Source organism: Galbibacter mesophilus (assembly GCF_023721415.1).
In the GTDB taxonomy this organism is placed as follows: Bacteria; Bacteroidota; Bacteroidia; order Flavobacteriales; family Flavobacteriaceae; genus Galbibacter; species Galbibacter mesophilus.
The window spans coordinates 340,219-354,429 of the sequence record NZ_JAMQVC010000001.1 but is presented as its reverse complement, the minus strand read 5'-3'; the positions used below and the strand labels follow the sequence as shown (position 1 = coordinate 354,429).

The 14,211-nt window shown below is 36.9% G+C and carries 14 protein-coding genes; 3 read left to right on the top strand and 11 right to left on the bottom strand.

Annotation, left to right across the window (positions count from 1 at the left end; genetic code table 11):
* Positions 1 to 204: 204 nt before the first annotated feature.
* Both NDQ75_RS01540 and msrA read left to right on the top strand, forming a co-directional pair.
* The gene (locus tag NDQ75_RS01540) at positions 205 to 1,407 is read left to right on the top strand and encodes a sensor histidine kinase (RefSeq protein ID WP_242513689.1); all 1,203 of its coding nucleotides are present in this window, start codon (positions 205 to 207) and stop codon (positions 1,405 to 1,407) included.
* A gap of 79 nt (positions 1,408 to 1,486) precedes the next feature.
* The gene (msrA, locus tag NDQ75_RS01535; protein WP_202029004.1) at positions 1,487 to 2,167 is read left to right on the top strand and encodes a peptide-methionine (S)-S-oxide reductase MsrA; all 681 of its coding nucleotides are present in this window, start codon (positions 1,487 to 1,489) and stop codon (positions 2,165 to 2,167) included.
* A gap of 498 nt (positions 2,168 to 2,665) precedes the next feature.
* On the opposite strand, the gene NDQ75_RS01530 is transcribed toward msrA, so the two are convergent.
* Genes NDQ75_RS01530 through NDQ75_RS01520 form a run of 3 tightly spaced genes read right to left on the bottom strand, consistent with a single transcriptional unit; the run spans position 2,666 to position 5,220 of the window.
* Positions 2,666 to 4,135 (bottom strand): hypothetical protein, encoded by a 1,470-nt coding sequence (locus NDQ75_RS01530; protein WP_202029003.1) that lies wholly within the window; start codon positions 4,133 to 4,135, stop codon positions 2,666 to 2,668.
* A complete protein-coding gene (locus NDQ75_RS01525) occupies positions 4,107 to 4,694 on the bottom strand; it encodes a hypothetical protein (RefSeq protein ID WP_202029001.1) in 588 nt (195 codons plus the stop codon). The genes NDQ75_RS01530 and NDQ75_RS01525 overlap by 29 nt, the downstream gene beginning before the upstream one ends.
* Positions 4,678 to 5,220 (bottom strand): RNA polymerase sigma factor, encoded by a 543-nt coding sequence (locus NDQ75_RS01520; protein WP_202029000.1) that lies wholly within the window; start codon positions 5,218 to 5,220, stop codon positions 4,678 to 4,680. Before NDQ75_RS01520 ends, NDQ75_RS01525 begins: the two co-directional genes overlap by 17 nt.
* A gap of 189 nt (positions 5,221 to 5,409) precedes the next feature.
* On the opposite strand from NDQ75_RS01520, the gene NDQ75_RS01515 reads away from it, so the two are divergent.
* Positions 5,410 to 6,366, top strand: coding sequence for an aldose epimerase family protein (locus tag NDQ75_RS01515; RefSeq protein WP_202028998.1), 957 nt, complete (start codon positions 5,410 to 5,412; stop codon positions 6,364 to 6,366).
* Positions 6,367 to 6,513: 147 nt separating this feature from the next.
* Here the strand turns inward: NDQ75_RS01515 and trpA are convergent, their stop codons facing one another.
* From trpA to NDQ75_RS01475, 8 genes are all read right to left on the bottom strand, one after another.
* Entirely contained in the window at positions 6,514 to 7,278 is a 765-nt protein-coding gene (gene trpA / locus NDQ75_RS01510; protein WP_202028997.1) for a tryptophan synthase subunit alpha, read from the bottom strand.
* A 12-nt stretch (positions 7,279 to 7,290) separates the two neighbouring features.
* Complete coding sequence (gene trpB / locus NDQ75_RS01505; RefSeq protein ID WP_202028995.1) at positions 7,291 to 8,475, bottom strand: tryptophan synthase subunit beta; 1,185 nt, start codon at positions 8,473 to 8,475, stop codon at positions 7,291 to 7,293.
* A 67-nt stretch (positions 8,476 to 8,542) separates the two neighbouring features.
* Positions 8,543 to 9,151 carry a phosphoribosylanthranilate isomerase gene (locus NDQ75_RS01500; RefSeq protein WP_202028993.1) on the bottom strand — a complete coding sequence of 203 codons (609 nt, stop codon included), beginning with the start codon at positions 9,149 to 9,151 and terminating at the stop codon, positions 8,543 to 8,545.
* A gap of 103 nt (positions 9,152 to 9,254) precedes the next feature.
* Entirely contained in the window at positions 9,255 to 10,049 is a 795-nt protein-coding gene (gene trpC, locus NDQ75_RS01495) for an indole-3-glycerol phosphate synthase TrpC (RefSeq protein WP_202028992.1), read from the bottom strand.
* 119 nt (positions 10,050 to 10,168) lie between these two features.
* On the bottom strand, positions 10,169 to 11,161 hold the full coding sequence (gene trpD, locus NDQ75_RS01490; RefSeq protein ID WP_202028991.1) for an anthranilate phosphoribosyltransferase: 993 nt from the start codon (positions 11,159 to 11,161) through the stop codon (positions 10,169 to 10,171).
* Positions 11,162 to 11,267: 106 nt separating this feature from the next.
* Entirely contained in the window at positions 11,268 to 11,831 is a 564-nt protein-coding gene (locus NDQ75_RS01485; protein WP_202028990.1) for an anthranilate synthase component II, read from the bottom strand.
* Positions 11,832 to 11,918: 87 nt separating this feature from the next.
* On the bottom strand, positions 11,919 to 13,319 hold the full coding sequence (locus tag NDQ75_RS01480) for an anthranilate synthase component I family protein (protein WP_202028989.1): 1,401 nt from the start codon (positions 13,317 to 13,319) through the stop codon (positions 11,919 to 11,921).
* Positions 13,320 to 13,609: 290 nt separating this feature from the next.
* On the bottom strand, positions 13,610 to 14,182 hold the full coding sequence (locus tag NDQ75_RS01475) for a YceI family protein (protein ID WP_202028988.1): 573 nt from the start codon (positions 14,180 to 14,182) through the stop codon (positions 13,610 to 13,612).
* Positions 14,183 to 14,211: the final 29 nt, after the last annotated feature.

Here is a 14,211-nt window from a genome sequence, read left to right as displayed (position 1 = left end):
AAAAAAGTTTTTAAAAGCGATAGAACGTATGTTTTTATCGCTTTTTTTTTGAAAAAAAACGATATCTTAGGAGCTTGAAAACCAATAAATAAATGGCTTCTTATACCTAGAAAATACGGGTTGTTTGCGTTTGAAAATTCAAATTGACATCGTTTTTAAAGGAAAGAATGCTTCTATTCTTTTAACACATAAATATGCACCCCCATGCAATTTGTTTTTATGGGACTCAATAAAGGCGCTTCAGATAGCTTGCAGGAAAAAATAGATCTTATTCTAAATACCAACTATTTTTCCTCAATTATCATGTTGTGCTTTGCGCCTATTTGTTATTTCATTTTAGATATAACTGAAGTAATCCCGCAGACTTTCCTTGTTTATGGTATTGCCAATTTGGTAAATACTTTTATGTATTACAAGCATGGAAAAGTAATGTACATTTATTTGGGCACTTGCTTTTTGGCGCTTATAGGGTCGGCCGTAGTGACGTTGTACAGTGGCGGTCTTAACAGTCCATTTGCTTTCGTTATGCTTCTTATTGTATTCGGGGGATATGTATCTACTAGAGCCTACGGAAGATTTAATCTAATTATTATATTAACATTTATCCTGGCGGTTTATTTTCATGAATCGCTCCATTTTTCAGTAAAAAACAAAGTGCCGCCGGCCTCGCAGGAAACATTTAGTTTAATCGTTCTCCTTTTCAGTATGTACATTTTGGGCGCCATTCTAGGGAGAATATTGCTGCGCAACTACAACCGACTTTTAACATCCAAAAAAGAAATTGAAAAGAAAAGCAAGGAGAACGAAGTGCTTTTAAAGGAGATCCATCATCGGGTGAAAAACAATTTGCAGACTATCTCCAGTTTATTAAACATGCAAGCGAGGAACTCTACAAGCGAAGAAACTAAAAGAATGCTCTCCAGCAGCCATAACCGAGTGCTCTCTATGGCCATTGTGCATGAAATGTTATATGCTAGGGAAGATCTTGCCAGAATAGAATATCAAGATTATATAGCTCAATTATGTAGTTTTTTAGATAATTCGTTAAACAAGAATGATAAGAAAATTGTTTTTCAAACGAATATTAAGAATATAAAGTTTAATGTTGAAACAGCCATTCCTTTAGGCTTGCTGATTAGTGAGTTTATCACCAATTCTTTTAAACATGCCTTTCCGCATAAAGACGAAGGAACTATTACTATTTCTATTGAACAAACAGATTTGGAATATTTTCGCCTTACCTTAAGCGATGATGGCGTTGGTTACGCCGAAGACAATTGTACCAGTTCACAAGGTTCTATGGGACTCAAACTTATTAATAGTTTAACCCGCCAACTTAGAGGGTCTATAAACAAACTGGAAGCAACCAATGGTGTAACCTATTTAATCCGGTTCAAAGAAATTTAGACTGGAAAGTTGATTTGTTATGAATATGATTTTGTAAGGTTTTAGGTGCTAATCGGACTCATACTAAAAACAAATTTTTATGAAATTCATACAACTTAATGCACTTCTTTTATTGAGCTTTTTTACGGTGAGCTGCCAGTCATCCACCAAAAAAGAAGAAAAACCAGCTCAAGTTACTGCGAAAACAACTTTCGAGAAACCACAACAAGATTTATCTAAATATGAAACTGCCTATTTTGCGAGCGGATGTTTTTGGTGCGTGGAAGCAGTTTTCGAAAGTGTAAAAGGGGTAAAAGAAGCAGAATCTGGTTATGCCGGGGGAAGCGAGAAAAACCCAACCTACCAAGAAGTTGGTGGTGGAAAAACATCGCATGCAGAAAGTGTAAAAGTATATTACGATCCTAAAGAGGTTTCTTTTGAAACTTTAGTGCGTGTCTTTTTTGGCTCGCATGATCCTACACAATACAACCGCCAAGGTCCCGATGTTGGTCCGCAATATCGTTCCATTGCTTTTTACAAAAATAACAAGGAAAAAGAAATTATAGAACGCTATATAAAGCAGTTAGAAAAAAAAGAAATTTTCACAAAGCCTATCGTTACGCAGGTGGAACCGTTTGAGAAATTTTGGATAGCAGAAGAGTATCACCAAGATTATGAGAAGCGGAATCCCAATAATCCGTATGTACGCAATGTATCTATTCCGCGGCTGCGTAAATTTCAAAAGAAATATCCTGAGCTTCTAAAGGAAGAAGCGCATTAACATATAGAATAACATTCATCAAAATATAAAAGTTAAGGCCAAACAAATATTAAATTTGTTTGGCCTTTTTTGTTTGTTAATCTGTTTGGCAAAATTTCTTTTGTAACCAGTAGAATAGTTGCTGTTTATTTTCAAAAGAGAAATGGTTGTCTTCAGAATAAAACTACTCGATTACACAAATGAAACGAATGTTTACAGGAATAATTTATTTGTTCGCTCATACAAAGTAAACGGTATCAATAGAACAGTAATTGTCTGCACAAATGAAATATCTATTTACAGAGACGAAATGCTTATTTACATAAAAGAAACACTTGTTTACAGAAGAGAAATGAATTTTAGCAACAGGAAATGGCTGTTTACAGAAAGAAAGTGTTTGTTTACGAAAAAGAGGCACTTGTTCACATAAAGCAAATGGTTGTTTGCGCAATGGAAGTGCTAATAAACGGGAAATAAATGAATGATATCAGAGGAGAAATGGAAGTTAACGCACTTGTATTATTGTAAAACCACATTACTGAAGTTAGCTACAAGGTTAATGGTTCTGTTGCTGTTCTTTTGGGAGAAATAGCCATTGGCAACTTCGTTGTTGTATTGCTTGGAGACCTTTAAGATTAAGCTCTTGGGGTACTTGATAGAAGAATTGGAGGCATTGCTGTAAAAAGTGAAGGCCGTTTTTGGGAGGGATAGCTTTGCGTCGGAATTATCTAACACTATGTTGAGGTTGCTAAAGTCGTTTGAAACCGCACCTACGGACAAGTCGCCAAAGCTACCATTAATGATAGCATCGCCAGTGAGGTTTTCTATCACGACATTGGAAGATTTTGAGGTAAGCTTTATACTTTTTACCTGCTTCAAGTTAATAGCTTCAGCATAATTGGCTTTTAGTTCACCTTTGTTCCAACGTTCTACTACGAGAGGCGAGTAGGAGGCTTCTATAAATGAGGATTCCCCAGTCACCATAGGGGCATGCAACCTTGTGTAAGACAAGGTTGCATTGATATTGGAATAATTTTCGGCCAGGGTGACTTCCCCATGGCGTACATTCATTTTTAGTTTAGCGCCTTTCGGTATTTTAATCTTGATAGTTTTTTTAACCTTTACATTTTTGTCGTCTTTGGAAGAATCGTAGAAAAATACATTAGGCGATTGTCCGCCAGGCGCTACATTCCAACGCATTATCTTAGCTTGAGTTTCCCTTGCTGCCGCATGGGCTTCTCGGGCTGCCTTATGTGCTTCCTTCTGAATTTTTCTTATTTCAATACGTTGTTTTTCACGCTCTTTTTGCATTTGTTCTCTTTCCTTCACCATTTCTTTTCGAACCACTTGCCACTCCGTTTGGTGCTCCTTTACTTCTTTCTTCCATTCTTCTAAATTAGCTTTTACCTCCTCATCAAAACTTTCATTGAATTGTTTTTTCCATTTTTCTAAATAAGCGTCACCTTCCTTTTTATACGCTTCATAATCAAAAGAAAAGTTATCAAAATCAAAGGGCAATGGCGGCATTGGGGGCATCGGAGGGATAATTATCAAAGAATCCATCTCTGGTAAAGGTGGCATGGGTGGCATAGGAGCCATATGTATGGAGTCGTTAAAGGCAAAAACCATATTGTCTGAATCAGTGACAAAAACCACATCTTTTCCATGTCCCCATCTTGATCCACTAGATGTTTTAATGGTTACTTTATTGCTGTTTCCTTGCGCTGTAAAGCCCCACTTTTTAAAATAAGCTGCCGCATCTTCTTTAGAAAGACCTTCTACTTCAATTATAGCTTCAATTTCTACTTTATTTTTGTTCCAAGTATCAAAAGTAACATCGGCGTAGCTCGTATTAACATCTACTACCACATCGTCATTTACGTTGAAGGATTCTTTGTAGGTTTTTGTTTCTGTTTGGGCATACATGCCAGCAGAAGTAAGCAACATGACTGCAATAAACCTATACATTTTGTGTTGTAAATTCTTCATTTGTTGTTTGTTTAAGTTCTTTAATCTTTTCTTTCAATCGGTATAGTAACTGTAAACGTAATTGCAGGTTGCTAATAAGTGCATTGATGGTTTGGTCGTTTGGACCTACTTCATTGAGTTCAACCGTAAGGTCTTGGTAAGCGTCGTTCAATTCGCCAAGACGCGTCATATAGCCATCTAGTAATTTTTTATTTGCTTCGGAAAGATCAATTTCCGCCAATTCCAAATTAATATTAGCTACATAATAGTCTTCCACCTTTTTCAAATCAGGAGAAATAGACCCTAAAGTGATAGATTCACTGTTTGGGGCGCTATTTTCTGTATTCGCCACACCCTTTTCAGAAGTTGTTATTTCTTTATTATTGCTGAAGAATACAGTGCCCACTCCAATTAAAACCAATACGGCTGCCGCTACTTTCCAGAACAAAAAGGATTTATTTTCTTTTTTCTGCGGAAGTTCTTGCTCCAACAATTTAGAAAATGCCTCGCGATGCCCTTGTGGCAGCTCATGTTTTTCTTCAAAACAATCTTTCAATAGCTTTTTAATATCCTGTGCCATCTATTTTGTGTTTTAAAAGTGATTGTAGCTTTTGCTTTCCCCGCATTAAATGGGTGCGGGAAGTGTTATTATTAATATGCAATATTTCTGAAATTTCCTCATGGTCAAATCCTTCCACCAAATAAAGCATTACCACAACCTTGTATTTGTTAGGTAATTTTTCAATGGCATTTACAATTTCTTCTTTGGATATATCGCTTTCCACCTGCCAGTTTTCGTCTTCCTCAACATGCATAAAACTTTCGTCTAAAGAATAAATTTGATGTTGCTTTGCCTTTAAAAAATCAATACACTTATTAATTACAATTCGTTTTAACCAAGCCCCAAAAGTAACTTCTGCCTTAAACTGATCTAGTTTTTGAAAAGCTTTAATAAAAGCTTCCTGCATGGCGTCCTGTGCGTCATCTGTGTTTTTCAAATACCGCATGGCAACACAGAACATGCCGTGACAGTACATGTCGTAAAGCTGCATTTGCGCTTTTCGGTTGTTGCTTTTGCATTTCTCAATAAGATCTATTTCAAGCATGCCGGCTTGTTACTTTTAGTTGGCTTTGTTACTATCTACTCTTAAAGACGACGCAAAAAGTAAAGCGTTTCATTTTTTTAAAGTTTTCTTTTAAATTCTTCGAAATCATTATTTATTCCCTCGAATAGCGATAAAAAAGAACACTTTTTTGTAGTTTCGTTTGTCTGTAAAACTACCTAAAAATTTAACATGAAGACCTTTGCCATTCAGAATGAATATATAAAAATAGTTGCCGTTTCTACAGGAGCAGCGCTTCAGCAAGTAATTGTAAAAGATAGAAACAACAGCGATGTAAATGTTATTATTGGTTATGAAAATGTTTCTGATTATAAAAACAACAGTATTCATTTAGGAGCGACGGCGGGACGTTTTGCTGGACGAATCCATAAAGAAGGTTTCGTGCTTAATGGAAGAAAATATCTATTGGCCAACAATAGTAAGGGAGTTCACTTGCATGGAGGCGAAGAAGGTTTTGGTTATAAAGATTGGCAACTACATCAACGCGAGGAGGGGGAGAATCCATTTATCACTTTTTCGTATGTAAGTGAAGCTATGGAAGAAGGTTATCCCGGAGAGCTTCATGCCTTTTGTACTTATCAATTACAAGGGAATAAATTGATAATCCGCTACAAAGCGACCGCTACGGAAGATACTATTGTTAACCTTACCAACCATAATTATTACAATTTAGCGGGGAAGGGTTCTGTTTTAGACCATGAATTGAAAATTAATGCAGAGGAGATTTTAGAAAAAGATCAATACAATGTGGCGAATGGAAATTTTAAACCTGTTGCCAATACCTATTTTGATTTTAGGAAACCAATCCGTATTGAAGACCACAAAGATTTTAAAGGACTAGACGATTGTTATGTTATTACTGAAAAAGAACCGTTAGCTACATTGTATAGCGAGCAATCGGGTATAGAAATGAAGATCTCCAGCAATCAGCCTGGAGTCGTGGTGTACACCCCTGAAGCTATGGAAGAAAGCAAAATGATGAATAATCCATTGGAGAAATATCCAAGCATCTGTTTTGAAACACAAAACTTTCCGGATGCCCCCAATAACGATCACTTTCCATCAGCTGTGTTAAAAAAAGGGGAAGCATATTTAAACGAAAGTAGTTTTGAATTCGCTGTAAAATAACTCCCCTATTTGTTTTACTTATTAATGGAGTAGGATAAAGTTTTATGATGGGCTTCGACAAGCTCAGCCTGACAACAGAATACTTAAACCCAAAAAAGAACTAGTTACCTAAATTGTTAATAAAAAGCTTTTTCAGAAAGAAAACGTTTATAATCGGATGGATTTAACAAAATCATCGATACCTTCAATTCCTTTTTCTTTAATCATTTTAATAAAAGCCGAGCCAATAATGGCGCCTTTTCCATACTTGGTAGCCGCTTTAAACGTTTCGGCATTACTAATTCCAAACCCCACAATTTGCGGTGATTTCAGTTTCATATTGGAAATTCTTTCAAAATACTGGTTTTGTGCATCCCCAAAGGTGTTTTTAGCTCCAGTAACGCTGGCCGAACTCACCATGTAAATAAATCCGTTGGAAACAGAATCGATAAATCTAATACGATCTTCGGAGGTTTGTGGCGTAATTAAGAACACGTTGATGAGGTTGTACTTTTCAAAAATAGATCGGTATTCTTCGTTGTAAACATCCACAGGGAGATCGGGAATTATGAGTCCGTCAATCCCAATTTCGTTACATTTTTTACAAAAAGCCTCAACGCCATATTGCATCATGGGGTTAAAATATCCCATGATGATTAAAGGAATATTAACAGTTTTTCTAATATCTTTTAGTTGCTCGAACAGTTTTGCAGTTGTCATTCCGTTTGTAAGGGCATGGGTAGAGCTCTCCTGAATGGTAGGTCCGTCAGCAAGCGGATCGGAAAATGGGAGTCCGATTTCCAACATGTCCACACCGCTTTTTTGCAATTGCTCAATAATCGGTACGGTATCTTCTAGGTTGGGGTATCCTGCTGTAAAATATATGGACAATAATTTTTTGTCTTCCTGTAATTTTTTATGAATTCTATTCATTGATATTCTTTTTTACAAATCAAAATAATCGATGTATGTGTTTAAATCTTTGTCGCCGCGGCCCGAAAGGTTGATTACAATGACATCATCCTTTTTGAATTTTTTATGATGGAAAATTGCTAAAGCATGCGAACTTTCAATAGCCGGAATAATACCTTCCGTTTTACACAATTCCAATCCGGCTTTCATGGCATCTTCATCGGTAATGGAGAAGAATTCACCACGACCAGAGCGGTACAAATGTGCGTGCATGGGTCCCACGCCAGGGTAATCCAATCCCGCAGAAATAGAATACGGCTCCGTTATTTGTCCGTCTCCTGTTTGCATCAGCAAAGTTTTACATCCATGAATTATACCTTCTTTTCCCAATGCGGAAGTAGCAGCACTTTCACCAGAATCGACTCCTTTTCCAGCAGCCTCTACAGCGATAATTCCTACTTTTTCATCCTCTAAAAAATGATAATAGGTTCCTGCGGCGTTACTTCCGCCACCAATACAAGCGACCACATAATCCGGATTTTCGCGACCTTCTTTTTCTTTCAGTTGCCATTTTATTTCCTCTGAAATGATACTCTGAAAACGCGTAACCATATCTGGATAAGGATGCGGACCAATAGCGGAACCAATAATGTAATGTGTATCTACCGGATTATTAATCCAGTCGCGAATGGCTTCGTTGGTGGCATCTTTCAGAGTGCGGCTACCCGACTTTGCTGGTCGGACCTCGGCGCCCAACATTTTCATTCGGGCAACATTTGGCGCTTGGCGGTCAATGTCTATTTCTCCCATATAAACCACGCAATCTATTCCCATAAGCGCACAAACAGTAGCGGTAGCAACACCATGCTGCCCAGCACCTGTTTCGGCGATAATTCGGTTTTTGCCCAATCGCTTTGCCATTAAAATCTGACCAATGGTGTTGTTTATCTTGTGCGCTCCAGTATGGTTGAGGTCTTCTCGCTTAAGATAAATTTTAGCGCCATGTTTTTCAGACATTCTTTTGGCAAAATACAAGGGGGAAGGACGGCCGACATAATCTTTTAAAAGTTGATGGAACTCCTCTTTAAAAGAATCCTCATTCATAATAGAAAGATATTGTTGACGTAACTCTTCCACATTTGGATACAGCATTTCAGGGATGTATGCACCTCCGAAATCTCCGTAATATCCTTTTTCGTTGACGTTGTATGTTTTCATATGCTTTGACAAAATTTTATCCTTCGACAAGCTCAGGATGACTAATTTTTCTATTTTATTGTGAGTTTTAAAACCTTAGTTGGTATATAAACTCTTTTAGTAATTCTACATTTTTTAATCCTGGTTCCAACTCAAACTTGCTATTCACATCGATGGCATGAATCGGTAGGTTAGAATCTAAACTTTTAAGTTTTTCCAGTTCCTCCATTCCAATGCCTCCGCTCAAAAAAAATGGCTTTTCGGATGGATAATTTTTAAGCACTTCCCAATTAAAAGTGTATCCATTTCCACCGGGAAGTTTTCCTTTTGTATCAAACAGGTAAAAATCGACCACGGTTTCGAAGGGGTTTAAAACGGAGAAATCGAATTCATCCTTTATGGAGAATACTTTAATAATTTTAATGCCTGTTTCTAATGAATTTAACTTGTTTTTTAGCTGTCGGCAATATTCAGGAGATTCATTTCCGTGTAATTGTATTCCATGCAATTGATGATTTTTTACTTTTTCAAGAACGAAATCAATTTCAGCATCTACAAATACACCAATTTTTTGAATACCAGCTGGTAAATTTGGCACATTGTCTTCATTAAAACGAGCCGATTTTTCATAAAAAATAAAACCTAGGTAATCCGGTTGAAGCTTCGCAACTGCTTCAATATTATCGAGAAATTTCATTCCGCAGATTTTGAGGAGTCCTCTCCTTAATTCTCCCTGGAGCGGGGACGAGGCTTTTTCTTGGTTCTCGATATTTAAATGAAATCGTTTCATTACTTAAAATTCATAATTGTTTATCCGAAAGGCCCTTTATAAATTCAGTAGCACTTTCACCTGGATTGTCGGTTTTCATAAAGTTTTCACCAATTAAAAACCCTTTGTAACCAAACGGCTGTAATTCTTGAATGGCCTCTACGGAGCTTATGCCACTTTCGGAAACTTTTACAAAATCGTTCGGGATTTTTTCTGAAAGCGACTTGCTTACATCCAAACTGACATCGAATGTTTTTAAATTCCTATTGTTTACACCGAGCATATCCAAACTTGGCATAACGGATTTTTGAAGTTCTTCTTCGTTATGAACTTCCAACAAAACATCCAAACCGAGATTTTTTGCAGTTTCTGAAAATAATTTGATTTCTTCGCGAGTTAATATAGCAGCAATAAGCAAAATTACATCTGCTCCGTAAGCTTTGGCTTCCAGCATTTGATAAGTGTCCACAATAAATTCCTTTCGTAACAGAGGCATTTTTACAGATGCTCTAGCCAATAACAAATCATCTAAAGAGCCGCCAAAATATTTTCCATCTGTTAAAACCGACATCCCACAAACACCAGCATTTTCGTATCCGACGGCTACATCTTGTACATTTAACGACTGATTAATAACCGATTTCGATGGCGAACGTCGTTTGTGTTCGGCGATAATACCGGTTTCACTTATTTTCAATTTTTCAGCCAAAGAAATACAATCACGCTCAAAAAGCACACTCGACTCCAATTGTGAAATTGGAATTAACTGCTTTTTTAAAGCAACTTCCTTTTTTTTATCGGCTACTATTTTATCTAAGATGTTCATTTTAGTTAATTGGTTAAAAATGCCCTTCGACAGGCTCAGGATGACTTTAGGGTTAGTTTCAATTTCAGACTGAGCTTGTCGAAGACTATATATCTCTGTATTCCTTAAATTTTCAATTCTTAAATCGTTAAACTTTTTAATTTCTGAAACGCCTCCAACCCTTTTCCACTTAATAAAGATTCTTTGGCTTGCTCAAATCCTTGAATCGGACTCAAATTCTTTACGGTGGCAATTGCCATTCCTGCATTGGCGCAAACTACATTGTTCTGTGCTTCTGTCCCTTTTCCGCTAAGGACATTCACGAAAATTTTTGCTGAAGCGTCTATGGTTTCGCCGCCTACAATATCATTTTGCCCGTGTTCTTTAACACCAAAATCGGATGCTTGCAACATTTGCTCGGTTTGGTTTCTAATGGCTTTCGTTGGACCAGTAAGGGAAATTTCGTCATACCCATCCAGGGCATGTAAAATCGTGTAATTTTTATCAGTGTTTTGGTATAAATAACCATACATTCTTGCTAGTTCCAAATTAAAAACGCCCACCATTTGGTTTTTAGGAAATGCGGGGTTAACCATAGGCCCAAGCATGTTAAAAAAGGTTTTTACGGCCAATTCCTTCCTGATAGGCGCAACATTTTTCATAGCCGGATGAAAAAGAGGTGCATGTAAAATGCAAATCCCTGCTTCGTCAATCGATTTTTTTAAGAAATCTAAATTATTGGAAAATTGAATTCCTAAATGCTCCATAACGTTACTTGACCCACATTTGGAAGAAACCCCATAGTTTCCGTGTTTAGTAACATGTACTCCAGCGCCGGCAGTAACAAAAGATGCAAGGGTGGAGACGTTGAATGTGTCTTTACCGTCGCCGCCCGTTCCACATAAATCGATGGTATTGTAATCTTCTAAGTTTACAGCTAAGCATAATTCTAAAAGTGCATCGCGAAAACCTTCCAACTCTTCAATTGTTACGCTTCGCATCATGTAAACGGTTAAAAAAGCCGCAATTTGACTCGTGTTATAAGCGCCATTGGAAATATTTACCAATACATTTTTGGCCTCTTCTTTCGAAATGGTTTCGTGATTTATTAATCTGTTTAGTATTTCTTTCATAAGTCCCACTAGCTCCCCCGAAGGGAAAAATTTATTTAATGGTTATTGGATATTTTTAACTCTCAAAATTTATTGGTCCCTCATTACCTATCTCCTTTGGGAGGGGTTAGGAATGTAGCCAATTCTCCAAAATCTTTTTCCCTTCTGGCGTTAAAACCGATTCGGGATGATATTGCACTCCACACACATCATACTCCGTATGGGTAAGCGACATAACTTGTCCGTTTTCATCGTAGGAAGTTGCTTTTAGTACATCGGGTAAATTGGGGTCTACCACCCAACTATGGTAACGGCCGACTTCAATTTCTTCTGGTAAATCTTTATATATGGGATTATCTGTTGAGACCTTAATTTTTGTAGCCACCCCGTGATACACTTCATCTATATTGATGAGTTTTCCTCCAAAAACCTCTCCAATGGCTTGCTGACCCAAGCAAACTCCAAAAATACTTTTTGTAGGGGCGTATGTACGAATAATTTCTTTTAAAAGTCCGGCCTCATCCGGTATGCCAGGCCCTGGAGAAAGCACTATCTTATCAAAAGGCGCCACTTCTTCAAGAGTTAATTGGTCGTTTCTTTTAACCGTGACTTCGCAACCTAAATCTTCCAAGTAATGTACTAAATTGTACGTGAAACTATCATAGTTATCTATAACTAATATTTTTTTCATATTCTTTTACTATAATTTAATATCCTTCGACCTTACCGTCCGAAAGGCAGGCAAGCTTAGGATGAAAACGTGATTTACTATAAACCACTAAATATCTTCTGCCATTTCCATTGCTTTTTTCAAAGCACCCAATTTATTATAGGTTTCTTGTAATTCGTTTTCCGGTTTCGACTCCGATACAATTCCCGCACCCGCTTGATAATACAGTTCGTGGTTTTTACTTAAGAATGTCCTAATCATGATTGCATGGTTAAAATTTCCGTCGAAATCCATAAAACCAATGGCCCCGCCGTAATAACCTCGGTTTGTAGCCTCATATTTGTCAATTAATTTAAGAGCCATATATTTTGGTGCTCCACTGAGCGTCCCGGCAGGGAAGGTATCTGCCACCACTTGCATGGTTGGAATTTCTTTCTTTTTCTGCCCCGTAACTTTGGAAACCAAATGAATAACGTGTGAAAAAAACTGAACTTCCCTGTAAGTTTCCACTTCCACGGTATTACCATTTCTGCTTAAGTCGTTTCTCGCAAGGTCTACCAACATTACGTGTTCACTATTTTCTTTCTCGTCGGCAGCCAGTTGTTTTGCCAGCTCAGCATCTTTTTCATCATTCCCCGTTCTTTTAAACGTTCCTGCAATGGGATGAATTTCAGCTTTGTTATCTTTAACAACAAGTTGAGCTTCAGGTGAACTTCCAAAAATTTTAAAATTTCCGTAGTCGAAATAAAACAAATAGGGAGAAGGATTTATAGACCTTAAAGCTCTGTACACGTTAAATTCATCACCTTTAAATTTTTGAGCAAAACGTCTGCTTAACACCAATTGAAAAACATCTCCACGATGGCAATGTTTTTTAGCTTGCTCAACTAGCTTTTTGTAGTCGTTGTCTTCTAATTTGGAAGTAGGTTCCCCGACTTTGGAAAAGTTATACGAAGCATAGTTTTTCGCTTGCAAAAGTTGATGTATTTCTTCAATATTGTTTTCGTCGCCGTAACTGTGACAAAATATATAGGCTTCATTTTTAAAGTGATTAATGGCAATAATATTTTGGTAAACCGCATAAAAAATGTCGGGAATATCTAAGGAACCTTCCTTTTTAGTGATTTCTATATCCTCAAAATATTGTACTCCATCATATGCTATGTATCCAAACAAACCGTTGTTTATAAACTTGAAGTCACTTTTTTCCGTCTTAAAATATTTGGTGAAATTTTCAATTTCCGAAGGTATATGAATATCTCCGTTTATTTTTTCTTCGGAAGCAACTCCGTCTGGAAATGTTTTTGAAATGATGCCATTTTCCACTTTGATAGTAGCAATAGGATTGAAACAGATGTATGAAAAACTGTTATCGTTGGCATGGTAGTCACTACTTTCCAACAAGATACTATTTGGGAAACGGTCACGAATTTTCAAATACACGCTAACCGGAGTAATAGTGTCGGCAAGTATTTGTTTGTAATGGGTTTTTAAGGAATACGATTTCATATAATTTCTTCTGGTTTTAACAAAAAAAAGGCTTGTCGTGATTGACAAGCCTTTACATATTTTTTTAAAATACTACAGCAATGCTACCTCACGACGTTTTACGTAAGTTAGACCACCACCATGTATTTGTTCTGAATGTTCTCATTTATGTTTCAAATATAGAAATCAATTTTAAACTTTCAAACAAAAAAGAATAATTACCACTAATTTTATATTGATTGTGACATTGTTATACAAAAAAAGGAGCCTTTTACAGCTCCTCTTTCTTCTTTCTCTTTCATAAACAATTTTTAGAAAACCAAATCTACTACAAGGTCGAACTCGTCGTAAATGGTTTTGTCACCAAGATTATCGAAGAAACTCCCCGAACCGTAACGAACATTGTATTTTGTTCTATCAATTTTTACGTTGGCTGTCGCTTTATTTCCGTAAACAGATAAATCAAAAGTAACTGGGTGGGTTTCACCTTTAATGGTTAGGTCGCCTGTAACCTCGTAAGAGTTTTTACCTGTCGCCTTTACGGTTGTGAAAGACAGTTTAGCTGTTGGATGGTTTTCAACGCCAAAAAAGTCATCAGACTTTAGGTGTCCGTCTAGTTTGGTTTTGTACTCTCCTTCCAAATCAGTTGAACCAATGGTTGTCATGTCTACTGTAAAGTTTCCACCTACCAATTTGTCGTCATCAAAAGCGAGTTCTCCGCTTTTTAAAGTTACATTTCCTACATGGGAACCAGTAACTTTGTACCCTTTCCATGTAATTTCGCTTTTTTCAGCATCTACTTTTTTCGTGTCCAAATCTTTAAAGGCAGAAGAGCCAATAACTACGGAGAATGCTAAGACCGATTTTAAAATTTTCTTTTTCATAGTATTTAATTTTTAATTATATAGTTGTT

Bases quoted from the DNA above. Each gene is read 5' to 3' on its own strand.
- NDQ75_RS01485 (WP_202028990.1), bottom strand. From the start codon at position 11,831: ATGAAAAAAATATTAGTTATAGATAACTATGATAGTTTCACGTACAAT.
- NDQ75_RS01515 (WP_202028998.1), top strand. From the start codon at position 5,410: ATGAAGACCTTTGCCATTCAGAATGAATATATAAAAATAGTTGCCGTT.
- NDQ75_RS01500 (WP_202028993.1), bottom strand. From the start codon at position 9,151: ATGAAATTTCTCGATAATATTGAAGCAGTTGCGAAGCTTCAACCGGAT.
- trpA (WP_202028997.1), bottom strand. From the start codon at position 7,278: ATGAATAGAATTCATAAAAAATTACAGGAAGACAAAAAATTATTGTCC.
- msrA (WP_202029004.1), top strand. From the start codon at position 1,487: ATGAAATTCATACAACTTAATGCACTTCTTTTATTGAGCTTTTTTACG.
- NDQ75_RS01480 (WP_202028989.1), bottom strand. From the start codon at position 13,319: ATGAAATCGTATTCCTTAAAAACCCATTACAAACAAATACTTGCCGAC.
- trpD (WP_202028991.1), bottom strand. From the start codon at position 11,161: ATGAAAGAAATACTAAACAGATTAATAAATCACGAAACCATTTCGAAA.
- NDQ75_RS01530 (WP_202029003.1), bottom strand. From the start codon at position 4,135: ATGAAGAATTTACAACACAAAATGTATAGGTTTATTGCAGTCATGTTG.
- NDQ75_RS01520 (WP_202029000.1), bottom strand. From the start codon at position 5,220: ATGCTTGAAATAGATCTTATTGAGAAATGCAAAAGCAACAACCGAAAA.
- trpC (WP_202028992.1), bottom strand. From the start codon at position 10,049: ATGAACATCTTAGATAAAATAGTAGCCGATAAAAAAAAGGAAGTTGCT.
- NDQ75_RS01540 (WP_242513689.1), top strand. From the start codon at position 205: ATGCAATTTGTTTTTATGGGACTCAATAAAGGCGCTTCAGATAGCTTG.
- NDQ75_RS01475 (WP_202028988.1), bottom strand. From the start codon at position 14,182: ATGAAAAAGAAAATTTTAAAATCGGTCTTAGCATTCTCCGTAGTTATT.
- trpB (WP_202028995.1), bottom strand. From the start codon at position 8,475: ATGAAAACATACAACGTCAACGAAAAAGGATATTACGGAGATTTCGGA.
- NDQ75_RS01525 (WP_202029001.1), bottom strand. From the start codon at position 4,694: ATGGCACAGGATATTAAAAAGCTATTGAAAGATTGTTTTGAAGAAAAA.